Source organism: Mesorhizobium sp. M1088 (assembly GCF_040318575.1).
Classification (GTDB): Bacteria; Pseudomonadota; Alphaproteobacteria; order Rhizobiales; family Rhizobiaceae; genus Mesorhizobium.
This window is the reverse complement of the sequence record NZ_JAMYMO010000001.1, coordinates 301,839-323,606: the sequence shown is the minus strand read 5'-3', so window position 1 is coordinate 323,606 and position 21,768 is coordinate 301,839. Positions and strand designations below refer to the sequence as shown.

General features: G+C 63.7%; 24 protein-coding genes. 9 read left to right on the top strand and 15 right to left on the bottom strand.

Annotated elements, in window-relative coordinates; translation table 11 throughout:
• Positions 1–59: 59 nt before the first annotated feature.
• The gene (locus NKH49_RS01675; RefSeq protein ID WP_352612343.1) at positions 60–563 is read right to left on the bottom strand and encodes a glycosyltransferase; all 504 of its coding nucleotides are present in this window, start codon (positions 561–563) and stop codon (positions 60–62) included.
• A 151-nt stretch (positions 564–714) separates the two neighbouring features.
• On the opposite strand from NKH49_RS01675, the gene NKH49_RS01670 reads away from it, so the two are divergent.
• Positions 715–1,869, top strand: a complete 1,155-nt coding sequence (locus NKH49_RS01670) for a PA0069 family radical SAM protein (RefSeq protein ID WP_352540123.1) — start codon at positions 715–717, stop codon at positions 1,867–1,869.
• A 166-nt stretch (positions 1,870–2,035) separates the two neighbouring features.
• A complete protein-coding gene (rnhB, locus tag NKH49_RS01665; RefSeq protein ID WP_352501990.1) occupies positions 2,036–2,731 on the top strand; it encodes a ribonuclease HII in 696 nt (231 codons plus the stop codon).
• Between the two features lie 256 nt (positions 2,732–2,987).
• Here the strand turns inward: rnhB and NKH49_RS01660 are convergent, their stop codons facing one another.
• From NKH49_RS01660 to NKH49_RS01630, 7 genes are all read right to left on the bottom strand, one after another.
• Entirely contained in the window at positions 2,988–3,479 is a 492-nt protein-coding gene (locus NKH49_RS01660) for a F0F1 ATP synthase subunit B (protein WP_023674071.1), read from the bottom strand.
• A gap of 10 nt (positions 3,480–3,489) precedes the next feature.
• Positions 3,490–4,065 (bottom strand): F0F1 ATP synthase subunit B, encoded by a 576-nt coding sequence (locus NKH49_RS01655; RefSeq protein WP_352449932.1) that lies wholly within the window; start codon positions 4,063–4,065, stop codon positions 3,490–3,492.
• A gap of 81 nt (positions 4,066–4,146) precedes the next feature.
• Positions 4,147–4,371 carry a F0F1 ATP synthase subunit C gene (locus NKH49_RS01650; protein WP_006206606.1) on the bottom strand — a complete coding sequence of 75 codons (225 nt, stop codon included), beginning with the start codon at positions 4,369–4,371 and terminating at the stop codon, positions 4,147–4,149.
• A 67-nt stretch (positions 4,372–4,438) separates the two neighbouring features.
• Positions 4,439–5,197: a F0F1 ATP synthase subunit A gene (locus NKH49_RS01645; RefSeq protein ID WP_352501993.1), complete on the bottom strand. Its 759-nt coding sequence runs from the start codon at positions 5,195–5,197 to the stop codon at positions 4,439–4,441.
• Between the two features lie 70 nt (positions 5,198–5,267).
• Positions 5,268–5,666, bottom strand: a complete 399-nt coding sequence (locus NKH49_RS01640; protein WP_352473359.1) for an AtpZ/AtpI family protein — start codon at positions 5,664–5,666, stop codon at positions 5,268–5,270.
• A gap of 255 nt (positions 5,667–5,921) precedes the next feature.
• The gene (locus NKH49_RS01635; RefSeq protein ID WP_352612340.1) at positions 5,922–7,106 is read right to left on the bottom strand and encodes a cell wall hydrolase; all 1,185 of its coding nucleotides are present in this window, start codon (positions 7,104–7,106) and stop codon (positions 5,922–5,924) included.
• Between the two features lie 107 nt (positions 7,107–7,213).
• A complete protein-coding gene (locus NKH49_RS01630) occupies positions 7,214–8,533 on the bottom strand; it encodes an MFS transporter (protein WP_352540126.1) in 1,320 nt (439 codons plus the stop codon).
• A gap of 120 nt (positions 8,534–8,653) precedes the next feature.
• On the opposite strand from NKH49_RS01630, the gene NKH49_RS01625 reads away from it, so the two are divergent.
• Positions 8,654–9,571, top strand: a complete 918-nt coding sequence (locus NKH49_RS01625) for a LysR substrate-binding domain-containing protein (protein WP_352540127.1) — start codon at positions 8,654–8,656, stop codon at positions 9,569–9,571.
• Positions 9,572–9,688: 117 nt separating this feature from the next.
• Here the strand turns inward: NKH49_RS01625 and der are convergent, their stop codons facing one another.
• Together der and NKH49_RS01615 are read right to left on the bottom strand one after the other, a co-directional pair.
• Positions 9,689–11,122 (bottom strand): ribosome biogenesis GTPase Der, encoded by a 1,434-nt coding sequence (gene der, locus NKH49_RS01620; protein WP_352540128.1) that lies wholly within the window; start codon positions 11,120–11,122, stop codon positions 9,689–9,691.
• Between the two features lie 6 nt (positions 11,123–11,128).
• Positions 11,129–11,794: a tetratricopeptide repeat protein gene (locus tag NKH49_RS01615; RefSeq protein WP_352540159.1), complete on the bottom strand. Its 666-nt coding sequence runs from the start codon at positions 11,792–11,794 to the stop codon at positions 11,129–11,131.
• 202 nt (positions 11,795–11,996) lie between these two features.
• Here NKH49_RS01615 and NKH49_RS01610 point away from each other — a divergent pair, with 202 nt between their 5' ends.
• Positions 11,997–12,989 (top strand): polysaccharide deacetylase family protein, encoded by a 993-nt coding sequence (locus tag NKH49_RS01610; protein ID WP_352612714.1) that lies wholly within the window; start codon positions 11,997–11,999, stop codon positions 12,987–12,989.
• A 25-nt stretch (positions 12,990–13,014) separates the two neighbouring features.
• Here the strand turns inward: NKH49_RS01610 and sbmA are convergent, their stop codons facing one another.
• From sbmA to NKH49_RS01595, 3 genes are all read right to left on the bottom strand, one after another.
• The gene (sbmA, locus tag NKH49_RS01605; RefSeq protein ID WP_031211034.1) at positions 13,015–14,292 is read right to left on the bottom strand and encodes a peptide antibiotic transporter SbmA; all 1,278 of its coding nucleotides are present in this window, start codon (positions 14,290–14,292) and stop codon (positions 13,015–13,017) included.
• 115 nt (positions 14,293–14,407) lie between these two features.
• Entirely contained in the window at positions 14,408–15,562 is a 1,155-nt protein-coding gene (locus tag NKH49_RS01600) for a YbfB/YjiJ family MFS transporter (protein ID WP_352612339.1), read from the bottom strand.
• Positions 15,563–15,665: 103 nt separating this feature from the next.
• The gene (locus NKH49_RS01595; protein ID WP_352612337.1) at positions 15,666–15,884 is read right to left on the bottom strand and encodes a hypothetical protein; all 219 of its coding nucleotides are present in this window, start codon (positions 15,882–15,884) and stop codon (positions 15,666–15,668) included.
• A 97-nt stretch (positions 15,885–15,981) separates the two neighbouring features.
• Between NKH49_RS01595 and NKH49_RS01590 the strand changes: the two genes are divergently transcribed.
• From NKH49_RS01590 to NKH49_RS01580, 3 genes are all read left to right on the top strand, one after another.
• Entirely contained in the window at positions 15,982–16,896 is a 915-nt protein-coding gene (locus NKH49_RS01590; protein ID WP_502907745.1) for a LysR substrate-binding domain-containing protein, read from the top strand.
• Between the two features lie 81 nt (positions 16,897–16,977).
• Positions 16,978–18,234: an aminopeptidase gene (locus tag NKH49_RS01585; RefSeq protein ID WP_352540132.1), complete on the top strand. Its 1,257-nt coding sequence runs from the start codon at positions 16,978–16,980 to the stop codon at positions 18,232–18,234.
• Positions 18,235–18,291: 57 nt separating this feature from the next.
• Entirely contained in the window at positions 18,292–18,648 is a 357-nt protein-coding gene (locus NKH49_RS01580; protein WP_352612335.1) for a DUF488 domain-containing protein, read from the top strand.
• A 191-nt stretch (positions 18,649–18,839) separates the two neighbouring features.
• Here the strand turns inward: NKH49_RS01580 and NKH49_RS01575 are convergent, their stop codons facing one another.
• Positions 18,840–19,193: an ArsC family reductase gene (locus NKH49_RS01575; protein WP_352612333.1), complete on the bottom strand. Its 354-nt coding sequence runs from the start codon at positions 19,191–19,193 to the stop codon at positions 18,840–18,842.
• A 173-nt stretch (positions 19,194–19,366) separates the two neighbouring features.
• Here NKH49_RS01575 and NKH49_RS01570 point away from each other — a divergent pair, with 173 nt between their 5' ends.
• Positions 19,367–19,717, top strand: a complete 351-nt coding sequence (locus NKH49_RS01570; protein WP_352612331.1) for an ArsR/SmtB family transcription factor — start codon at positions 19,367–19,369, stop codon at positions 19,715–19,717.
• Positions 19,714–20,199, top strand: coding sequence for an SRPBCC family protein (locus NKH49_RS01565; protein ID WP_502907747.1), 486 nt, complete (start codon positions 19,714–19,716; stop codon positions 20,197–20,199). Before NKH49_RS01570 ends, NKH49_RS01565 begins: the two co-directional genes overlap by 4 nt.
• A gap of 124 nt (positions 20,200–20,323) precedes the next feature.
• Here the strand turns inward: NKH49_RS01565 and NKH49_RS01560 are convergent, their stop codons facing one another.
• Positions 20,324–21,751, bottom strand: a complete 1,428-nt coding sequence (locus NKH49_RS01560; RefSeq protein WP_352612329.1) for an aldehyde dehydrogenase family protein — start codon at positions 21,749–21,751, stop codon at positions 20,324–20,326.
• Positions 21,752–21,768 lie beyond the last annotated feature (17 nt).

Genomic DNA, 21,768 nt, shown 5'->3' with positions numbered 1-21,768 from the left:
ACGACGACCCGCCAGAAAATGTGCTTGGGCGGAGTTCCCATAACCGGGACGGTAAGCCGTCACTTCCGCGGCGCGACCCAGATCTCGGCGTGGAGCCTCCTGGTCGCCAGGCCGCGGGCGATCGCTTCGGCGCTGCGGGCGTTCTTCGACAGCGCCGCGGCCTGACGCTTGCTGATCACCAAGCCTTCGGCGAGAGCGCGATTTCCGGCAAAGACGCGCGACAGGAATGGCGTGCGGCTGCCGCGTGCCCGCGAGAACCGCGCCGCCATGGTTTGCCTGGCGGTATGGGCGACGACCTCGTCGATCCAGCCCTCTCCCAGCCGCGCGCCCGGTTCCAGCAAGAGCAGCCAGTCGCCCTTGGCCTGCCTGATGCCGGCGGCGATGCCGCCGCTGACATAGTGGCAGCCGGCATGTTCGGCGACGCGGTGCGTCTGATCGGTCGAGCCGGTGTCGCAGACGAGAACGTCGCGCACCACGCCTTCGACCGCGCCGCCGATCAGCGAGGCGAGCGTGCGGGCAAGGCCCTCCTCGTCATTCAGGGTTTCGATCAGGACGCTGAGCATGTTTAGCCGAATAGCGGAAAGCGGTGGGCAGCGCCAGTTTTTGCGGCGCACCGCGAGAAAGTTCTTGCTTTGTTCTCATCGATGCGATAGGAATACATTCATGAGCAGAGCGATTCGACAGCGGGCGGACAGTCCCTGGGAAAGGGCCAAGATGGAACAGATCGTGCGTGCCGATATTGCAGCCTTCGGCGCTGGCAGGGCCGAGATGGCGAATGCGATGATCGAGCAGAGCGGCATGCGCGTCCGTCCCGACCGCAATCGCGGCAGGTCGGCGGGCATCAATCCGTCCGGCCGTTTCGAGCCGGTCAGCAGGCATGTGTTCGACGATGGCTGGAATTCGCTGGAGGAGCTGCCGCCGTTCAGGACCGAGGTACAGGTCGAGAAGCCGCGCACCATCATCACGCGCAACGAATCGCCCGACATCTCCTTCGACCGCTCGATCAATCCCTATCGCGGCTGCGAACATGGCTGCGTCTATTGTTTCGCGCGGCCGACGCACAGCTTCATGGGCCTGTCGCCGGGGCTGGATTTCGAATCGAAGCTGTTTGCCAAGCCGGATGCGGCGCGGCTGCTCGACAAGGAATTGTCCAGGGATAATTACCAGCCGCGCACCATCGCCATCGGCACCAATACCGATCCTTATCAGCCGATCGAGAAGCAATACCGGATCATGCGCGAGATCCTCGAAGTGCTGGAGGCGCGCGGGCATCCGGTCGGCATCGTCACCAAATCGGCGCTGGTGACACGCGATATCGACATTCTGTCACGCATGGCCGAACGCGGGCTGGCCAAGGTGGCATTGTCGGTGACGACATTGGACAGGATGCTGGCCAGAACGATGGAGCCGCGAGCGTCGACGCCGACCAAGCGGCTGGAGGCGATCAGGCAGCTTTCGGACGCCGGCATTCCGGCCTCGGTGATGGTCGCGCCGATCATCCCCGGACTGACCGACCCGGAGATGGAGCGCATCCTCGATTCGGCGCAGGCAGCGGGCGCGCGCGAGGCCGGCTATGTGCTGCTGCGCCTGCCGCTGGAGGTCGCGCCGATCTTCAAGGACTGGCTGCTGCGCCACTATCCCGACCGCTATCGCCACGTCATGTCGCTGATCCGTTCGATGCGCGACGGCAAGGACTACGATTCGGAATGGGGCAAGCGCATGAAAGGCTCCGGTCCCTATGCCTGGCAGATCGGCCGGCGTTTCGAGATAGCTGCCAAACGGCTCGGCCTCAACGCCGAGCGGCGCTCGCTCAGGACCGACCAGTTCGTCCCCGCCGCCAAGGCTACGGAGCAGCTGATGCTGCTGTGACAAAGCGTCTCGCGCCAGCCGGTTGAAACGGCCGGCAACGGGCAAAAAATCCCGTCCGGCCTGTCCTGTCCCCGGGCTTGCAGACGGTAGCCCCTCCTGGTCCGGTGCCCCGCCCGACCCGGAGGGACTTGCGGAGAATCGGAGCCGATGCGAACCTCGCCGCACCATGGCTCGCCCACGTTCCGATTCTCCGCTTCTCTTCGAAATCGTCGAGAAACCCGACTTCTCGTTCGAGACGAGGGCGATGGCCGAAGGCCTTTGGCCGGTGGCGGGGATGGACGAGGCCGGCCGCGGCCCGCTCGCCGGGCCGGTGGTGGCGGCAGCGGTGGTGCTCGATCCCGCCAACATCCCCGACGGCCTCGACGATTCCAAGCGGCTGACGCATTTGCAGCGTGAGGCGCTGTTCCTGAAAATCCTCGGCTCCGCACTCGCCGTATCGATGGCCTCGGTCAGCGCCGAAGGCATCGATGCCTCCAACATCCTCAAGGCCAGCCTGGAGGCGATGCGCCGTGCCGTGGCCGGCCTGTCAATCCGGCCGAAGCTGGCACTGGCCGACGGCCGCGACGTGCCGCCCGGCCTGCCCTGCGAGGGCAAAGCACTGATCAAGGGCGACCAGCGCTCGCAATCGATCGCCGCAGCCTCGATCGTCGCCAAGGTGATGCGCGACCGCATGATGTGCGGCTGCGGCAGCCATCATGCGCGTTACGGCTTCGAACTGCATATGGGCTACGCCACTGTGCGCCATCGCACGGCGATCGATCTGCACGGGCCAGTGGCACGGCTGCACCGCGCCTCCTTCGCACCGTTCCGGTTCGGCGGCACCGAGGTGCTGGAGGAAGAGGGTTTTTCGGGTTTGGATTGACATTTGCGAAGGCGGCTAGGCGCGGATCTCCCCCCTCGAGGGGGAGATGGCCGGCAGGCCAGAGGGGGTCGCCTCGCGTGAAGCGCCAACGTTCTCTTTCGTTCCATAGGGCGTCGCGCCAGGACGTACCGACCCCCTCTGTCGCCTTTGGCGACATCTCCCCCTCGAGGGGGGAGATTACGCGCTCAGTCGCTTTCGCCAACAAAAAAGCCGCCAAGTTTCCCGGGCGGCTTCGATGACTTGTTCATGCAGCCGTTCAGTTCAGCTTCGACTTCAAATCCTGCAGCGAGGCGTTGAACAGGTCGGCGCCGGCCTTGGCGTCGATCTTGCCGGCCAGCAGCGCCCGCGCGGCTTCGACCGCGATGTCGACAGCGCTGGCACGCACTTCGCCGATCGCTTCGCGCTCGGCCTGGCCGATCTTCTGCTCGGCCAAGGCGGTGCGCCGAGCGACATAGTCCTCGGTTTTCTTGTGCGCCTCGGCGGCAAGCATGTCGGCTTCGCGCTTGGCGGCGGCGACGATGGCCGCGGCCTCCTGCTCGGCTTCCTTGCGCTTGCGCTGGTATTGGCCAAGCAGCTGCTGGGCTTCTTCGCGCAACCGGCGCGCTTCCTCGAGCTCGGAGCTGATCTTGTCGGCACGCGCATCGAGCGCCTTGGCGATCATGCCCGGCACCTTGATGTAGATGGCGATGCCGAGGAAGATTACGAGGGCAACAGTTGCCCAAAGCGTCGCGAGAGATGTGGCGTCCATGATGCGCTCCTCACCCGGCCACGGATTTGACCGCGGCCGCGATTTCGGCCTTGCTGGCCTTGCCGCCGACAAGCGCCTCGACGATGGCCGAAGCGGTGTCCTCGGCGATCGTGCCGACTTCCTTCATGGCATTGGCCTTGATGGAAGATATACGCGCCTCGGCCTCGCCAAGCTTCTGGTCAAGCGCTGCCTCGATCGTCTTGCGGGCAGCCTCGGCTTCCGCCTTGGCCGCATCGTTGGCCTGCTGGCCGATCGCATTGGCCTTGCCCTTGGCTTCCGCCAATTCCTGCTCATAGGCGGCAACGGCGGCATCGGCCTCGCTTTTCAGCCGGGCAGCATGGTCGAGATCCTGGGTAATGCGGTCGTTGCGCACGTCGATGATGCCGCCAACGCGCGGCATCACCACCCGTTTCAAGAAGAGATAAAACAGCCCGAAGGTGATTGCCAGCCATAGAAGCTGCGAGGGGTACGTCGCCGGATTGAATGGCGGGAACGTGCCGTGCGCCTCGGCAGGCACGCCGGTGCCAGCGCTGCCGCCTTCGACGGCGGGCGCGGACTCTTGCGCAAAGGCAGATGTCACGAACATGGACTATCCCCGAAATTCAGGCCCGCCGCAGGATCGCGGCCGGCCTGTTCAATTCTTCCCAATGTTCAGCCGAACAAGCATTCAGCCGAACAAAGCGAGAAGCGCGATGAGAAGCGAGAAAATACCCAGCGCTTCGGTCACGGCGAAGCCGAAGATCAGGCGGCCGAACTGGCCGTCGGCTGCCGACGGGTTGCGCAGCGCGCCCGCCAGATAGCTGCCGAAAATGTTGCCGAGGCCAATGCCCGCGCCGCCCATGCCGAGGCATGCGATGCCGGCACCGATGTACTTTGCTGCTTCTGCGTCCATTTGTTCAACTCCTTTGGATCTAAAATTCCGTTGCAAAATCGATCCGGCGGCAATGCCGGAAACCTTGTCAGTGCCCGGGATGCAGGGCGTCGTTGAGATACATGCAGGTCAGCACCGCAAAGACGTAGGCCTGCAGGAACGCGACCAGCAGCTCCAGCGCCGTCAGCGCCACGGCCATCGCCAGCGGCAGAACCGAACCAGCCACGCCGACCGCGCCGAGCGCGCTCAGGCTGACGACAAACCCCGAGAACACCTTCAGCGTGATGTGACCGGCGAGCATGTTGGCGAACAGACGAACCGACAGGCTGACCGGACGCGAGACGAAGGAAATCACCTCGATCAGCACCACCAGCGGCAGCAGGTAGACCGGCACGCCATGCGGGACGAACAGCTTCAGGAAGCCAAGGCCGTGCTTGGTGAAGCCGTAGACGAGGACCGTTCCGATCACCAGCGCAGCGAGGCCGAAAGTGACGATGATGTGGCTGGTGATGGTGAAGAAATACGGGAACAGGCCAAGCAGGTTGGCGACAAGCACGAACATAAACAGCGAGAACACGAAGGGGAAGAACTTCATGCCTTGCGTGCCCGCGGCGTCCCTCAGCATATTGCCGACAAATTCATAGGCCATTTCCGAGACCGACTGAAGGCGGCCCGGAACCAGGCTGCGGCTCGACGTGCTGAGGTAGAGAAACGCCGATGCGACAGCGACCGTCGCAAGCATGAACAGAGCCGAATTGGTGAAGGACAGGTCGTAGCCGCCGATGTGAATCGGAATGATCGGATGGATCTGGAACTGGTGGATCGGATCGACCTTGTCAGCAGCCACTTTAAATCCCCATCAAAGCCGCAGACGGCTTCAGCATTCTGTTCAATGCGCCGGCATGCGGCGCCTCAATTCATTCTTTCGGATCGCGCGGTTTGTCGCCCGTTCCGAATTCCGACACAAGCCCGGCTGAACGCAGGACGTTGAGCACGCCGGCGACAAAACCCAGCAGCAGCCCGACTATCAGACCCCATGGCGATGTCCCCGCCACGCGATCGATAAACCAGCCGAGAGCCGCACCGACCACTATCCCGGCGATGAACTCGCTGGACAGCTTGAGCGCCTGGCCGTACCCGGCCACACTGCCCGTTTTCCCGTCGTCTTTCCCCTCGAGCCGGTCCGGCCGCCTTGTCGCAAGCGATGCTTCAAGGTCGCGCCGGCGGCGCTCAAGATCGTCGTCGCGGATGTCGGCTTCATGCTGCTTGCCGCGGCCGGTTTTGCCGGTTCCGTCTGGCCCATTCTTGTCGGCCACGCAACCCCCCTGCCCGGTCAGACCGTCACCGTCCGTCCGCTTCTTAAAGTCGCCGGCAACATAGTTAGAGGGTCCGCGCCCGTCAAGCCACGGGCGGACGTTCAAGCTCAAGTATTTTTTCGTTATAAATCAGCCACTTGCTCGGGTGCGACATCGTGCCCGACGCGGTCTCTGGCGGGCTGCGGCCGAATCCCCGCGGCGATGCGTCTTCGATCGGCCGCTCTCGCGCGAAAGACGCAAGGGCTGCCCGAGCGCTCAGCTCCAGCCGCCACCATAGGTGCGGTAGAAGATGTGCAGGCCGATCCTGGTCATTTTCTGCATCGTCCGCGCCCAGCCCGGATGGACGTAGTTGGCGTAATAATGGGTCGACGAGCCGACTTCCGGAATGAAGATCTTGCCGGCTGTGACGGCCATGGCGACATCCTGGGCGGTCTTGTAGGCAGCGGGGTTGTCGATGCGCTTCTTCCTGCCGTCGCAGGCGAAGGAAAACTGGCAGCGGTTGAACCAGTTGTCGTTCTGATAGACGACGCCGCAGATCGAGTTCGGATAGGCGGGGTTGCGGACGCGGTTGAGGATGACCTGGGCGACGGCGGCCTGGCCGCGCACGGATTCGCCGCGCGCTTCGAAATAGATGCCGTTGGCGAGACAGGCCTGCTCCTGCTTGGAAAAAACGCTCGCCGGCAGCGGCGTCTGCATCCAGGAATGGTCGCCCTTGCTCAGCGGCGGAATGAAGCGGCCGTCGTTCGGGTCCTCGTCCTGCAGCAAGGCCTCGAAGGGCGACGCCTGTGCATAGTCGGGAGCGGACGAGGCGTAGGCGGTCGCCAGCACGTCAGGATGATCATTGTTGACCAGCGCGGCAAGCATCGCCGGTACGCCGGGATCCGGCTTCTTGTCGATGCGCGTGTGGAAGGCGGCGGCGATCTGGATTTCCTTGCCTTTGATCTCGGGCTTGGCGAAAGCCATCCTCAGGCCGCTGTCCATGCTTGGGCGGAGCAGCGAAGAGGTGCGCTCGAAGATCGAGCCGGCATTGAAGTTCTTCGGCGGCGAGACGGGCGAGACCTGGATGATGCGGCCCTTCTTGTCGGCACGCGTGATGCGGTTCTCGTCCGGCGTCGTGCCGGCGATGCTGCCCTTGCCGCGAAACGAAACGGCGCCGATGCCGGGTAGTTGGACACCGGAGCCGGAGAGCGAGCCGGTGCTGCTGGAATCGAGGAAGGGCATTTCGGCGGCGTGAACGGAGCCGGCGACGGATTTCTCGACATAGGCGTTCCAGCGGACGCTCGGCGCCTCAAGACCGGAGACCAGGCTTGTCATGTCCTGATAGGCCGCGACCGTCGGAAAGCCGATCCAGATGCCAAGGCCAATAACGAGGGGAGACAGGAAGGAACGCTTTTTCTCACCGGCGGCGGCGACAAGCCGCGTCAAAACACGTCGATGCACGGAACTCTCCAGAAACGCAACGGACCCCACTGGAGAGCTACAATGATGCATTAACCTTGATGGGGCGTTAACAGCTTAGAACGTTGTTTTCCCATCTCGTGTCGAAGTCAGGCGCTTTTGCGGCCGTCGCTTGACGGAAGAAAGATCGGCCAGGCGATCAGCGCGCAAATAGCCGCACCCAGCCAGACGCCTGCCCACGAGCAGAGCACGAGAAGCCCGGGAATGGCGATCGGCACCAGGAAGAAGGCGATGAAGACCAGACTGTTGGCGAGGCCGAGCGCCGTCCCGGCCTGGCTGGCGCCGGCCAGCGTCGCAAGCTCGGTGTAGGCAACGCCGTGCCAGGAGGAGACGCAGATACCGGCCACGACCAGCACCGCAACGATCGCCGGCGACAGCATCGGCGCTTGGCCTGACAAGAATTGGGCCGAAAACAAGACGAGCGCCGCAAGCACGGTGAAGGCGGCCACGCTCAGCATGCTGCAGAGACGCAGGAACGACCGGCGGTTGCCGTGACGGTCGGTGTAGCGGCCGCTCCAGACGCGCATGACCATGGCGCCGACCTGCACGGCAGCCAGGCTGGCGCTGATCACGGCTGTTCCCATGCCGGCGAAATCATGCAGGAACACGGAAGCAAATGTAAGCACCGCCACCTGCGGAAAGCAAAGCAGGCCGATGGCTGTTGCGATGCGCCAGACGGCCGGGTTGCGCAGCGGCGCCGGGCCGGCCGACAATGCCATGCTGCCCGAATTGGCATCGTCATGCGCCGGCGGCTGATGCAGCCAGCGCCAGGCGAGCGAGGTCGAGACCGCGGATGCAGCCGCCAGAAGTCCGAAGACTGCCGTGAAGCCATGGGCTGAAGCGAGCGCTGGCAGCACGAGCGCGCCAAGCCCGCCGCCAAGCGGCACCGCCGTCTGCCTGATGCTCATGGCAAAGCCGCGCTCGCCTTCGCCGAACCAGGCCATGATGGCGCGGCCGCTGGAGCCGTTGACGCTGCCGCCGAGCAATCCGGTGACCAGCAGGGCAGCGGCGAGAAGCGCGATGCCGGGAATATGGGCCGGTGACGGCACGACCAGCGCGGCCATGACAAGCAGCCAAACCGCGGTTGCGCCGAGCCCGGTCAGCAGCACGCGGCGGTCGCCCCAGCGATCGGTCAGCAGCCCCCACGGCAATTCGCTCAGCGCCACGCCCAGGCCGAGAAGGCCAAGCGCCAGGCCGAGTTCGCCATTGGAGAGATGATAGCCCGAGCGCAGGAACACCGCCGTCGCCGGAATGCCGGAGAAGGTCGCGGAAAAGCAGGCATTGGCGGCGACGCCGATGCCCAGCACCTTCCAGCGATGATTGGCTCGAAGTGCCGCCGCTTCTGACGGGGCGGCAACGGCGGCCGGGCGAAGCGGTTTGCAATCTGCTCGTGTGGCGACAGCGGACATGGTTCAGCTCCTGCATGGGTCGGCTGCATTCGGTCTTGACGCGCTGTCTCTACCGCCATAGCTTCGTACTGAATATCAGGAAGTTTTTGACGTAATGTCCCGAATATCAGGATTATTGGCATGCGACGCGTGACATTCGATCTCGACGTTCTGCGCAGCTTCGTTACCGGCATGGAGCTGGGCAGCTTCGCCAAGGCCGCCGACCGGCTCGGCCGCTCGACCTCGGCAATCAGTGCGCAATTGAAGAAGCTGGAGGAGCAGGCGGCGACGCCGATTTTCCGCAAATCTGGGCGTGGCCTGGCGCTGACGGACGCGGGCGAGACCATGCTCGGCTACGCGCGGCGGCTGATCGAGCTCAATGACGAGGCCGCCTCCGCCATCCACGATGTCGAGCTGGAGGGTTGGGTGCGGCTTGGACTACAGGAGGATTTCGGCGAGGCGGTGCTGCCGGAGGTGCTCGGGCGCTTCGCCCGCGCCCATCCCAAGGTCAAGATCGAGGCCAGGATCGCACGTAGCCATGAGCTTGCCGAACGGATCATTTCGGGCAGCCTCGATATCGCGCTTGCCTGGCACAATGGCGCGACGCTGCCCTACAGCCGGCATGTCGCCGACGTCCAGATGCGCTGGATCGGCCCGGCAAAACAGATCGAGACCAGCCTGCGCGATGGCGAGGCGTTGCCGCTGGTGGCGCTCGAAGCGCCGTGCCTGCTGCGCAGCGTGGCGACCGAAACGCTCGACCGCGCCGGCCTGGCATGGCGGATGGCCTTCTCCAGCCCGAGCCTTGGCGGCATCTGGGCAGCCGTCGCCGCCGGGCTCGGACTGACGATCCGCACCGATATCGGCCTGCCGGCCACCGTCAGGGCGATGACGCCGGAGATCGCCGGGCTGCCCGCCTTGCCCAAGATGGCGCTGTTCCTGCATCGCAAGGAGGCCGAGCCCGACGCGGTCGCGGCGCGGCTTGGCGACATCCTGCTGCAGGCAGCGTTGGCGGCGCTGCCCGGAACCGGCGATGCGAATGGTCTGAGGAAGGTGGCTTAAGGCCGATGAGCCGAAATGACGGCAAGCCTCGTAGCTTCGTCAGTTGAAGAATCCAGAAACGCAGAACGAGCGCCGCGATCCTTCGCCGACGTCTCGCAAGGTTCCGCCAATGATGATCTAGCGGCGCTTCTTTGCCTTGCCGGCGAAAGGATTGTCCGAGGTGCGCAAGGCGATGCGGATCGGCACGCCGGGCATGTCGAAAGCCTCGCGCAGGCTGTTCGAGAGATAGCGGACGTAGGATTGCGGCATCGCATCCGGCCGTGAGCAGGAGACGACGAAGCCCGGCGGCCGCGTCTTGGCCTGCGTGACATATTTGATCTTCAGCCGACGCCCGGCGACAGCGGGCGGCGGATGATGCGCCAGGATGCCTTCCAGCCAGCGGTTGAGCTTGCCGGTCGACACACGGCTGTTCCAAACTCGATGCGTCCGGATGACGGCATCCATCAGCTTGTCGAGGCCACGCCCGGTCTCGGCCGACACCGGCACCGCCTGCATGCCGCGCGCCTGCGGCAGCAGCCGCTCGGTTTTTTCGCGCAGCTCGGCCAGCAGCTCCTGGGGATGGTCGACAAGATCCCATTTGTTGAAGGCGATCACCGGGGCACGGCCCTCGCGGATGATCAGATCGGCGATCTGCAGATCCTGCTTCTCGAAGGGAATGGTGGCGTCGAGCACGATGATGACGATCTCGGCAAAGCGGATGGCGCGCAAGCCGTCCTGCACCGACATCACTTCGAGCTTTTCGTGGATCCTGGCCTTGCGGCGCATGCCGGCGGTGTCGAACAATTTTAAGCGGCGGCCATGCCAGTCCCAGTCGACCGAGATGGAATCGCGAGTGATGCCGGCCTCAGGGCCGGTCAACAGCCGCTCCTCGCCGATTAGTGCGTTGATCAGCGTTGACTTGCCGGCGTTGGGGCGGCCGACGACGGCGATGCGCATCGGCTTGGTGTCGTCATAGCTCGGCTCGGCGTCCGGGTCGGTGATGTCCTCGCCGATCAGCACCTCGCTGGCGGCGACCTCATCCTCGCCGGCCTCTTCGTCCTCGCCGAAGGCGCGCGCCTCGCCAAGTGCCGCGATCACCGCGTCGCGCAAATCGGGCAGGCCCTGGCCGTGTTCGGCCGAGACCGGGACCGGTTCGCCAAGGCCGAGCTCCCAGGCCTCCAGCATGCCGCCCTGGGCGCCACGCGCCTCGGCCTTGTTGGCAACGACGACAACCGGCTTGCCGGACTTGCGCACGATCTCGGCGAACGTCTTGTCGTCGGGCATCAGCCCGGACTTGGCATCGATCGTAAAAAAGATCAGGTCGGCCTCGCGGATGGCGATCTCGGTCTGGGCGCGCATGCGGCCGGGCAGCGTCGAGGCGGCCGCATCCTCGAAGCCGGCGGTGTCGATGACGTCGAAATGCAGATCGTAGAGTTTTGCGGCATGGACGCGGCGATCGCGAGTGACGCCGGGGGTATCATCGACAAGCGCCAGCTTCCTTCCCACCAGCCGATTGAAAAGGGTCGATTTGCCGACGTTAGGCCGGCCGATGATGGCGACTTTGAAGGTCATGGACTATCACGACACGCCGCCCGAGCCGCGGATCAGCTCGGACATCAATGTCGCCCGCTCGCGCGTGTTGCGCGGGGCGCCGTCGTCCGCGGCGATCTGGTCGAACAGCTTCAATGCATCCGCCGCCTTGCCTTCCTTCCAGGCGGCAAGGCCAAGCGCCTCGCGCGCCGTATGGCGCAGCGTGTTGGTGTCGGCGGTGAGCGCCTCGACGCGGCTGGAGACATCGGCGAAAGAGCCGTGATCGACCAGAAGCAGCGCTGCCCTGAGGCGCGCCATGTCGCGAATGCCGGAGGGGATCTTGGTGTCGGCGGCGACCTCGTCGAAATCCTTGATGGCGGCGTCGACGTCGCCCTTGTCCGCCTTGACGGTTGCCGCGCGCATGCGGGCGAGCAGCGGATAGGCACCGTAGCCGTCCTTCTCCAACGCCTCCAGAGCGGCAAGCGCCTCGTCGTTCTTGCCGTCATTGGCGAGCTTCAGCGCCTGCGAGAAGGCATCGCCCGAGCGGTTGGCGCGGGTTTCGTCCCAATAGCGGTAGCCGACGACAGCGGCAGTGCCGAGCACCACCAGCACGGCCAGCACGAGCAAGGCGGGACCGAAACGGTCCCACAGCGCATGCGCCTGGTCGCGACGAATCTCTTCGTTGACTTCGCGGATAAAACTGTCGTCCGACATGATCAAAACCATTCATGCCCCGGGCGGGGCGGTTGATGAGCCCGCGTTTTAGCGAAATTTTGCCGGCATGGAAGGGGTTCGGCGGGAAAATCGCCTATTCACGAGGCAGTCGCCGCCAACGGCGGCCGACAGGTCGATCGTACCCGTGCCATATTTCACCGGTAGGCGTCGCTTCTACATTCCTTGACCCGGTCAGATGCCTTTGCCCTGTTTGTCCCGCGTTGTTACGTTTTCCATTGCCGTGTTTGCTGCCGGCGCGGCTTGCGCCGACCCGCCGGCGCCGCCGGCAAAACCGAAGCAGATCGTCATCATCTCATTCGACAGCGCCCGCGACATTTCGCAGTGGCAGCGCAGCCGGGCGCTGGCCGCACGCACGGGTGCGCATTTCACCTATTTCGTCTCCTGCGTATTCCTGCTGTCGCCCGAGACGCGCAAGGAATACACCGCGCCCGGCAAGACAGAAGGCAAATCGAACATCGGCTTTGCCGCCTCCAAACAGGAAGTCGCCGACCGGCTCGAGCAGATCAATCTTGCCGCCTCGGAAGGCCACGATATCGGCAGCCATGGCTGCGGCCATTTCGACGGCAAGGACTGGAGCAAGGCCGACTGGCTGAGCGAGTTCGGCTCGTTCAAGCATATTCTCCAAAACGCCTATTCGATCAACGGCATTGCTCCTGAACCGAAGGGCTGGCGCGATTTTGCCCGCAAGTCGGTGGTCGGGTTTCGCGCGCCTTATCTGTCGGCAAACAAGGCGCTCTACGAGGCGCTGCCCGCGGCCGGTTTCCTGCTCGACGCAAGCGGCGTTTCGCGTGGGCCGGTTGAGCCACCGACCGTCAACGGCATCACGCGCTTTTCGCTGCCGCAGATCCCGGAAGGGCCGAGCTCAAGGCGGGTGATCGCCATGGATTACAATCTCTATGTCAGACATTCCGGCGGCTTCGAGCGGCCGAGCATGGCGGAAGAGTTCGCTGACCGGACCTATAACGCATTCCGCGCCGCCTTCGATGCGCAATACCAGGGCAAGCGCATTCCGCTTGAGCTCGGCTTCCACTTCACGCTGATGAATGACGGCGCCTACTGGAACGCGCTGGAACGCTTTGCCGGCGAGGTCTGTATCAAAGCGGACGTCGAGTGCATCAGTTTTCACGATTATGTTTCGCGGCGAGGCGAAAGGCAGGCGGCGGTGGGCGGCTGAGCCCAGTGCTCGCCGCTGCCCCATCTCAGCTTGCCGGCTGATCCTCCGGACGCAAGCCGGCTTGCTCACGTTCGAGATAACGCTGGTCGATTTCGGGCAATGGCTCGCCCTCGAGCGTCGCCTCGAAGGCGCGCAGGCGCTTGTAGATCGAGATCAGTTCCACGACCGTCGGCCAGGCATTGACCAGATACTGAAATGAAGATCGGACCTGCTCAAAGGAGTTGAGAATCTGGTTCAGAGCGCCGAGCTTGATCTTTCCCGCGACCATCGTAGGAACAAGAACAATATATGGAAATATATTGTCGATCTGTAGATAGAATATTCTAGCAACGTTAAAATATAAGTAGTGGAAATATTTCCGAAAATAGATGCTTCTTACGCTTCTAAAAAGGTCAGCGACAGTTGGCGGTTGGGCGCGATCTGCATCGTCCTCACCATAGACCAATTCTTTGCGGTAGGCTGCCTCGACACGTTGGGTGCGGAATTCGAGACCCGGCAGTTTGATTCCTACCGCAGCTAAGAAAGTAGTTCCGAAGGCCGACCAAAGGATTGCTACAACGACCAGGGAGTAAGGCACCGTGCCGACAATCGGCAGTTCCGTGACGTTTTCAGAGAGATGCAGCAGCACGGGAAGGAATGCTATCAGTGTCATGATGGACCCGACTAAGCTTACGCCCAGATCCTCCATCGTGCTGGAGAAGCGCATCGTGTCTTCTTGAACACGCTGGGACGCACCTTCGATGCGCCTCAATCTTTCCCAGTTGGTCATGTAGTATTCGTTCATTGCGGTGCGCCAACGAAATATCCAATGACTTACAAAAAACCGGTTGAGGGCGCCAACGGTCACAGCCAGAAGCGCAATCCACATAATTGTCAGCAGTTGGATATAGAAGTCCCACGGCGTCGTAGAGTACGGTGTGCCTAAAGCCTTCTGAATAAGATCGTAGAAAGGGCCATACCAGTCATTGAAGGCGACATTTACCTGCACCTGGTAATAGATCACAAAGAGAATCAGTGAGGTGCCAAGGATCGACCAATTCCGCCATGGATGAGGTCGGTACCAGGCCCAAAAGCCGTAGAAGATGAGGACGACAGCCGCAAAATATATATAGAACCAGAGAAATGGCTTCGACCAAAAGAGCGACACGCCAATGATCTTGTCGACGCCGGCGGCCATCGGGGGCAGTCCAAAAACTGCTCCAAGTTGCTCTCCTCCAAAAAACCAAAACAGAACGGCCGCGAGGCTCCAGACGGCTACCGAAGAGAAGAAAAGCTTCGGCTGCGGGAAGAAGGATACGAACACTGTGGGGAAATCCTCGGTCGATGCGCAAATCAGCGGGGTTCAGCGGGCATAAAGTCACACATTAGTGGGAAAGAAAATGCCCGTGCCCGATGCCCGCAACCGAGCAAGACCATAATCATGGCGATTTTGGCGCAGCCGACCAGGCGATCGCGCCGGAAGCGAGCAGGACGGCGGCGGCCACGATCGAGGCAAGGAAAAAGTTGCCCGAGGCCTGCGCAAGCAGCCCGGCGACGATCGGGCCGATGATCTGGCCGAGGCCGAAGGCGGCCGTCATCACCGCCAGCATCCGGCGTGGTGCTTGCGGAGCAAGCTGCCTGCCGGCCTGCAGGCCAAGCGCGGTGATGGCGATGAAGGTGCCGCCGACAAGAAGGCCGCCGAGCAGCGGCCCGGTGCGCCCGCCCATGGCGACGCTGGCGCTGACGCCGACCACCTCGACCAGGCACCCCAGTGCGTAGGTGGCATAGAGCCCGATCCTGGCCGTAAGCTTCTGCCACAGCCAGACCGAGGGGAAACCGGCAAGGCCGGTGACCATCCAGACCACGGCCTCGAAGACGCGGCCGCCGCCGCCCTGGCGGACGATGGCGACCAGGAACGTTGCCGTGACGATGTAGCCGAAGCCGAACAGGCCGTAGGCGACAATGACCTTCACCAGCGACCGGTCTTTCGGCAGTGCCGGCTCGCTCCCGGTGGTGCTGTTCGCGGCCGAGGTGCCGCCGGCCAGCAAGGCGACGGCGGCAAAGCCGCAGGCCGAAATCACCGCCGACCACAGCCAGCCCGCCGCCCAGCCGGCATGTTCGGTGACGAGGAGCGCCAACAGCGCCGAGGATGCCGCGATGCCGAGGCCGACACCGCCGAAATACAGCGCCTGCAGGTCGTTTCGCCCGGCCGCGGCGAGATGACCGAAAACGATGCTGGTCATGAAGACCAGCACGAAGGCACTGGCGAGGCCGGCAAGAAAGCGGATGAGGAGAAACCCGGGCATGGTGCCGCTCAGGCCCATCAGGCCGGCGAGGATCGCGGTGGCGGCAAGGCCGGCCAGCATCAGCTGGCGCTCGCGGCCTTGCGCCCAGCCGCCGGTGGCGGCCAGCGCGCCGACGAGATAGCCGAGATAATTGGCCGATGCGATCCAGCCGGCATCGGCCGGCGACAGGCCGAGCTCTTCCATCATGCCGGGCAGGATCGGCGTATAGACGAAGCGGCCGATGCCCATGGCGACGGCCAGGGCGATCATGCCGGCGATTGCCAGGCGCAAGGGCGAAGCGATGTTCATCGCGGTGCACCATAGGTGCGCCTGCCGGCGAGACAATCCGCCTTTTATTGGGCCAGAAGGGCTGCGCAGCCGCGTCGGCGGCCGGCTCGCCGGGGTGCTTCGTTCAGGAGACTCTGCCGCAGCAGGTCCCCGTCGAGGCCGTCTCGTAGCGAGTGCGACGCGCGGTCAGCCTGAATGGCATGTCGGCGAGTTCGCGCTCCGACATGTTATCGAGGAGCGGATGCGCCAGCGGATCGGTCACCCAGCTGGTGGCCTCACTGTCATGCCGGTGTGGCTGCGTTCCGATCGGGGAAAACGCGCCGAGCCATGACAAAATCTTCATCGGATTTGCCTCCTCACTCTGCGTAATCCACTTAGAATCCGCCGTTCGGCAGCGTCTGGCAATTGAGATTTCCGCCGCTCCAGTTTAGAAAAACTGTATGGCTATGCTGAACCGCGTCCATCTCAACGGCTTGCGCGCCGTCGAGGCCGTCGCCCGCCTGGGCTCGCTTGCGGCGGCGGCCGGCGAGCTCAACGTCTCGGTCAGCGCCGTCAGCCAGCAGATCAACCGGACCGAAAAGCAGCTCGGCCGGGCGCTGTTCGACCGAACGCCAGCTGGCCTGGTGGCGACGGAATTCGGCACCGTCTTTACCGCGCGGCTCAGCGCAGGCTTCCGCGAACTCGCACAGGCGATAGCGCTTGCCGACGAAAGCTCGGAGTGCACGCTGGTGGTTTCGGTGGCGCCGGCTTTCGCCTCGAAATGGCTGCTGCCGCGGCTGTCGCGGCATTTCGCCCGCCATCCGAACGTGCTCCTGCGCATCGATGCCTCGGTGCGGCTTGCCGATCTCGATCGTTCGGGCATCGACGTCGCCATTCGGCTCGGCGACGGCAAATGGCCGGGCGGGCGCGCCGAATTGCTGCTGGCGCAGGAGGTGTTTCCGGTCTGTGCACCGGTGATCGCCAGCAAGCTGAAATCGATCGGGGACCTTGCTTTGACCTGTGCGATCACGGACGAAAGATCGATGATCAGTTGGGAGAGCTGGTTCGAAGCGGCCGGGGTGAAGCCGGTCACCTTCATGAAGGGCGCGCGCTTCACCGATCCGATGCTGTGCCTGGAATCGGCGATTGCCGGTCACGGCGTCATGCTCGGCTGGCAGTTGCTGGCCGCCGACGCACTGGCCGACGGACGTCTCGTCGCGCCGTTCGGCATACGCGCCCAGAGCGGCCTCGGCTATTGGCTGGTAACTTCGGCCAGCAAGGGCGAAAGCCGCAAGGTCAGGGATTTCAAGACCTGGATCCGCGAAGAGATCGAGGCGACGATGGCGCAGTTCAGGTCGCTCGAGAGCGTCAGCTAGACCTGCCGGCGTCATCAGAGTGGAAAGGTCGGCAGCGCCGGTCTATGTAAGAAACAGTCCCCAATCACGGCAGGCAGGATCATGACCACACATTCGCGCGGCGTTTCCGCAAGCATCGACCCGGTGAAGCTCGACAGGCTGGCGGAGGTCGCCGTCAAGGTCGGGCTGCAATTGCAGCCGGGGCAGGATCTGGTGCTGACCTCGTCTATCGCCGCGCTGCCTCTGACGCGGCGGATCATCGAGCACGCCTACAAGGCAGGCGCGGGCCTGGTGACGCCGATCTTCAACGACGATGAGATCACTCTCGCGCGCTTCCGCTACGGCGCCGACGCCGGTTTCGACCGCGCCGCCGGCTGGCTCTACGAAGGCATGGCAAAAGCCTTCGCAAACAATGCGGCTAGGCTCGCCGTGCGCGGCGAGGATCCGTCGCTGCTTTCGGCGCAGGACCCGGCAAAGGTGGCGCGTGCCAACAAGGCGAATTCGATGGCCTACAAGCCGGCGCTGGAGAAGATCACCGGCTTCGACATCAACTGGAACATCGTCGCCTATCCCGATCAGGCCTGGGCCAAGCAGGTATTCCCGGACGACGCCGACGACGTCGCCGTGGCCAAGCTCGCCGACGCTATCTTTGCCGCCTCGCGGGTGGATGTCGAAGACCCGATCGGCAATTGGACGGCGCACAATGCGGCGTTGAAGAGCCGCACCGAATGGCTGAACGGCCACAATTTCCACGCGCTGCATTTCACCGGCCCCGGCACCGACCTGACCGTCGGGCTGGCCGACGGCCACGAGTGGATGGGCGGCGCCTCGACCGCCAAGAACGGCATCACCTGCAACCCCAACATCCCGACCGAAGAGGTTTTCACCACGCCGCATGCAAGGCGAGTCGAAGGCCATGTCACCAGCACCAAGCCGCTGTCCTATCAGGGTACCCTGATCGACGGCATTGCGGTGCGTTTCGAGGCGGGCCGCATTGTCGAGGCCAAGGCGACGAAGGGCGAGGATGTGCTGCAGAAGGTGCTCGACACCGACGAAGGCTCGCGCCGTCTCGGCGAGGTGGCGCTGGTGCCGCATTCCTCGCCGATCGCCAAGAGCGGGCTGCTGTTTTTCAACACGCTGTTCGACGAGAACGCCGCCTGCCACATCGCGCTCGGCCAGTGCTATTCGAAGTGCTTCGTCGACGGCGCCTCGCTCGGCCAGGACGAGATCGCGGCGCGCGGCGGCAACAAGAGTTTCATCCACATCGACTGGATGATCGGCTCGGACAAGATCGACATAGACGGCGTCCATAAGGACGGCAGCCGCGTGCCGGTGATGCGCAAGGGCGAGTGGGTTTAGGCCCGGGATCTCTAAACGAAGGGCAGCAAGCAGCGGCGCCTGCTGGCCCATGCGGAATTGGCAATGGAGCTCGCGGTAAAGCGCATCTATGAGCCGCCGGCGCCCGATGACGGGCAGCGGGTGCTCGTCGACCGCATATGGCCTCGCGGCGTCCGCAAAGAGGAAGCGGCGCTGACGCTATGGCTAAAGGACATCGCGCCAAGCGATGGGTTGCGCAAATGGTTCGGCCATGAGCCGGCGCGCTGGGCGGAGTTCCAGCGGCGATACCGCGATGAGCTCGACCGGAACGGCGAGGCGGTCGGCCAGCTGTGCGCTCTGCTCGACAAAGGCCGGGTGACGCTGCTCTACGGCGCGCATGACGAGGCGCACAACAATGCGGTGGCACTGGCGAGCTATTTGCGTGAGATCAATTAGTCACGCCGGCGGGACAGCGCCCCCCCTCTGGCCTGCCGGCCATGTCCCCCTCAAGGGGGGGATTGGCAGCTTCGCCGAAAGCGCCCTTCTTTGGAGACTAGCGAAAGCCGAAGTGACATCCAATCTCCCCCCCAGAGGGGGAGCTGTCCGGCAGGACAGAGGGGGGCGCGACGGATCGCGGCGGGTCGGTTCTACTTCCCACTCACCGCCTCTTGATAAACATCAGGCTTGAAGCCAACGAGAACCCTGTCGCCGAGTTCCAGCACCGGACGCTTGATCATTGTCGGGTTGGCCAGCATCAGCGCCTTGGCCTTGTTCTCGTCCAAGCCCAGTCTGTCCTCCTCCGACAGTTCACGGAACGTTGTGCTCGCCTTGTTGAGCAGGATTTCCCAGCCGACCTTGCCTGACCAGCCGTTCAGCCGATCCGCATCCAGCCCTTCGACCCTGTAGTCATGAAAGCGATAGGCAACATCATGGCTCGCCAGCCAGGAACGCGCCTTCTTGACCGTATCGCAATTGGTAATGCCGTACATGGTGATCGTCAAAACGGATCCTCGGACCGGTCGAATCTAGCGGCACCCTAAAACCGCGCCTCTGACTTTTCCAGCGGCCTCGCCGGGCATCCGTGATTTTCGCGCTGGCCAATAGTAAGGAATTTCCCTAATTGTTTCCCGAGGAAACTTTGGTCATGCGGAATGGCCGACGCAAGGAGATGACCATGACGGGCCTGCAGACCGAAAGCCCCCCGCCCATTGACGGCATTTTCCGGGCGCTCGCCGACCCGACCCGGCGACGCGTGGTCGAGCGACTGAACCGAAGCCCCGCCTCGGTCAGCGAGCTTGCCCAGCCGTTCGAGATGGCCCTGCCATCCTTCATCGAGCATCTCAGGGTTCTGGAAGGCTGCGGGCTGGTGCATTCGGAAAAAGCCGGCCGCGTCAGGACCTACCGGCTCGCGCCGGAGCCGTTGAAGCTCGCGGAAAACTGGCTGGCCGAGCAGCGTGCGCTGTGGGAGCGCCGTCTCGACCAGTTCGACGATTACGTGCTGAAACTCAGGGAGAAAGACAGATGAATATGGTGCCGTTGTTCCAACCCGATCCGAAGCTCGACCTCGTGCTCGAACGGACGATCGAGGCGCCGCGAAAACTGCTGTGGATGGGCTTGACGGAGCCCGAGCATGTCCGCCAATGGTTCACGCCGAAGCCGTGGATTATCACCGATTGCGAGATCGACCTGCGGCCCGGCGGTCTGTTCCGGACCCGCATGCAGTCGCCCGACGGCAAGGAGGTCAACGACAGGCGTTGCTGCTACCTCGAGATCGTCCAGGACGAGCGGCTGGTGTGGACCGATGCGCTGCTGCCAGGCTACCGGCCGTCAGGCGACCCATTCATCACAGCCGTCATAGCGCTGCAATCGCATGGTGAGACGACGCGCTACACCGCCACCGCCATCCACCGCGACGAAGCCACGCGCAACAGCCACGAGGACATGGGCTTTCACGACGGCTGGGGCACGGTGGCGGATCAGTTGGCCGGCTATCTCAAGACGATCTGAGGCGACCCTGCTTCGCACTCACATTGCGGCCACGAAGCCGTCGTGGCCGTTCAACCGAACGCCGGTGCCGAGGCACCAACGCTCGCAACAAACTTGACGTTGGCGTAATGCCAATGTTGAACGCTCAGGCGCCGTAGCCGATGATGCCCTTGATCTCGAGGAAGTCGTGGATCGCCCAGTCGGCGTATTCGCGGCCGTTGCCGGACTGCTTGTAGCCGCCGAAGGGCGCGAGCGTATCCCATTCCGGATAGTTGATCGACACCTGCCCGGCGCGCAGCCGGCTGGCAATCTTGCGGGCGTGGTCGATATCCCCGGACTGCACATAGGCAGCCAGGCCATAGACGGTGTCGTTGGCGATCTTCACCGCATCATCATCGTCATCGTAGGAGATGACCGACAGGACCGGCCCGAAAATCTCCTCCTTCTCGATGGTCATGCCAGGCCTGACGTGGCCGAAAACGGTCGGTCGCACATAATAGCCACGGTTGAGGTGTTCCGGCCGGCCGGGGCCGCCGGTGACCAGCGTCGCACCCTCGGCGATACCTGCCTCGATCAACCGCTGGATCTTGTCGAACTGGATGTTGCTGACCACCGGCCCGAGCTTGGTCTGCTCCGAGCGCGGGTCGCCGACCTTGTGCCGTTCGGCGGCCTTCCTGGCGATCGTCAGCGCCTCGTCGTGACGGGCGGCCGGTACCAGCATGCGGGTCGGCGCATCGCAAGACTGGCCGCTATTGCCGAAGCAGGCGTTGACACCCTTGCGCACCGCCGTCTCGAAGTCAGCGTCGGGCAGCACGATGTTGGCCGATTTGCCGCCGAGCTCCTGCGCCACGCGCTTGACCGTCTCGGCCGCCGTCTTGGCGACAATGATGCCGGCCCGGGTCGACCCGGTGAACGAGACCATGTCGACGTCGGGATGGCCAGCCATGACCTGGCCGACATCCGGACCAGTGCCATTCACCATATTGTAGACGCCCTTCGGCGTGCCGGCGGCGTCCATCACCTCGGAAAAGATGATGCCGCTGATCGGCGCGATTTCGGAAGGCTTTAAAATGACGGTGCAGCCGGCAGCGATGGCCGGCGCCACCTTGCAGACTATCTGGTTGAGCGGCCAGTTCCACGGTGTAATCAGCGCGCAGACGCCGATCGGCTCCTTGACCACCATGGTGGTGCCGCGCTTCTCGCTGAATTCGTAATCCTCCAGCGCCTTGATGGTAGCTTCCATGTGCGCCCTGCCCGCCCAGGCCTGCGCCTCGCGCGCCCACCTGATCGGCGCGCCCATTTCCTGGCTGACCGCCTGGGCGATGTCCTCGTAGCGCTCATTGTAGACGTCGAGGATACGCTTCAGCAGCTTCAGGCGCTCGGCCTTGGTCGTTTGCGAAAAGGCCGGGAATGCCGCCTTGGCTGCAGCCACGGCCTTGTCGACATCGGCTTTCGAGCCGACCGAGATTTTGGTGTAGGCCTCTTCAGTGGACGGATCGATCACATCCAGCGTTGCCGGAACCACGGGGCCGACCCATTTGCCGCCGATGAAAAAATTGAGATGATTGCTCATGGGTCGTGCTCCGGTTT

What these genes read in the sequence shown, in the direction of transcription:
- NKH49_RS01675 (WP_352612343.1), bottom strand. Translation starts at nt 563, where the DNA reads ATGCTCAGCGTCCTGATCGAAACCCTGAATGACGAGGAGGGCCTTGCC.
- NKH49_RS01670 (WP_352540123.1), top strand. Translation starts at nt 715, where the DNA reads ATGGAACAGATCGTGCGTGCCGATATTGCAGCCTTCGGCGCTGGCAGG.
- rnhB (WP_352501990.1), top strand. Translation starts at nt 2,036, where the DNA reads ATGGCTCGCCCACGTTCCGATTCTCCGCTTCTCTTCGAAATCGTCGAG.
- NKH49_RS01660 (WP_023674071.1), bottom strand. Translation starts at nt 3,479, where the DNA reads ATGGACGCCACATCTCTCGCGACGCTTTGGGCAACTGTTGCCCTCGTA.
- NKH49_RS01655 (WP_352449932.1), bottom strand. Translation starts at nt 4,065, where the DNA reads ATGTTCGTGACATCTGCCTTTGCGCAAGAGTCCGCGCCCGCCGTCGAA.
- NKH49_RS01650 (WP_006206606.1), bottom strand. Translation starts at nt 4,371, where the DNA reads ATGGACGCAGAAGCAGCAAAGTACATCGGTGCCGGCATCGCATGCCTC.
- NKH49_RS01630 (WP_352540126.1), bottom strand. Translation starts at nt 8,533, where the DNA reads ATGTCCGCTGTCGCCACACGAGCAGATTGCAAACCGCTTCGCCCGGCC.
- NKH49_RS01625 (WP_352540127.1), top strand. Translation starts at nt 8,654, where the DNA reads ATGCGACGCGTGACATTCGATCTCGACGTTCTGCGCAGCTTCGTTACC.
- der (WP_352540128.1), bottom strand. Translation starts at nt 11,122, where the DNA reads ATGACCTTCAAAGTCGCCATCATCGGCCGGCCTAACGTCGGCAAATCG.
- NKH49_RS01615 (WP_352540159.1), bottom strand. Translation starts at nt 11,794, where the DNA reads ATGTCGGACGACAGTTTTATCCGCGAAGTCAACGAAGAGATTCGTCGC.
- NKH49_RS01600 (WP_352612339.1), bottom strand. Translation starts at nt 15,562, where the DNA reads ATGAACATCGCTTCGCCCTTGCGCCTGGCAATCGCCGGCATGATCGCC.
- NKH49_RS01595 (WP_352612337.1), bottom strand. Translation starts at nt 15,884, where the DNA reads ATGAAGATTTTGTCATGGCTCGGCGCGTTTTCCCCGATCGGAACGCAG.
- NKH49_RS01590 (WP_502907745.1), top strand. Translation starts at nt 15,982, where the DNA reads ATGGCTATGCTGAACCGCGTCCATCTCAACGGCTTGCGCGCCGTCGAG.
- NKH49_RS01585 (WP_352540132.1), top strand. Translation starts at nt 16,978, where the DNA reads ATGACCACACATTCGCGCGGCGTTTCCGCAAGCATCGACCCGGTGAAG.
- NKH49_RS01570 (WP_352612331.1), top strand. Translation starts at nt 19,367, where the DNA reads ATGACGGGCCTGCAGACCGAAAGCCCCCCGCCCATTGACGGCATTTTC.
- NKH49_RS01565 (WP_502907747.1), top strand. Translation starts at nt 19,714, where the DNA reads ATGAATATGGTGCCGTTGTTCCAACCCGATCCGAAGCTCGACCTCGTG.
- NKH49_RS01560 (WP_352612329.1), bottom strand. Translation starts at nt 21,751, where the DNA reads ATGAGCAATCATCTCAATTTTTTCATCGGCGGCAAATGGGTCGGCCCC.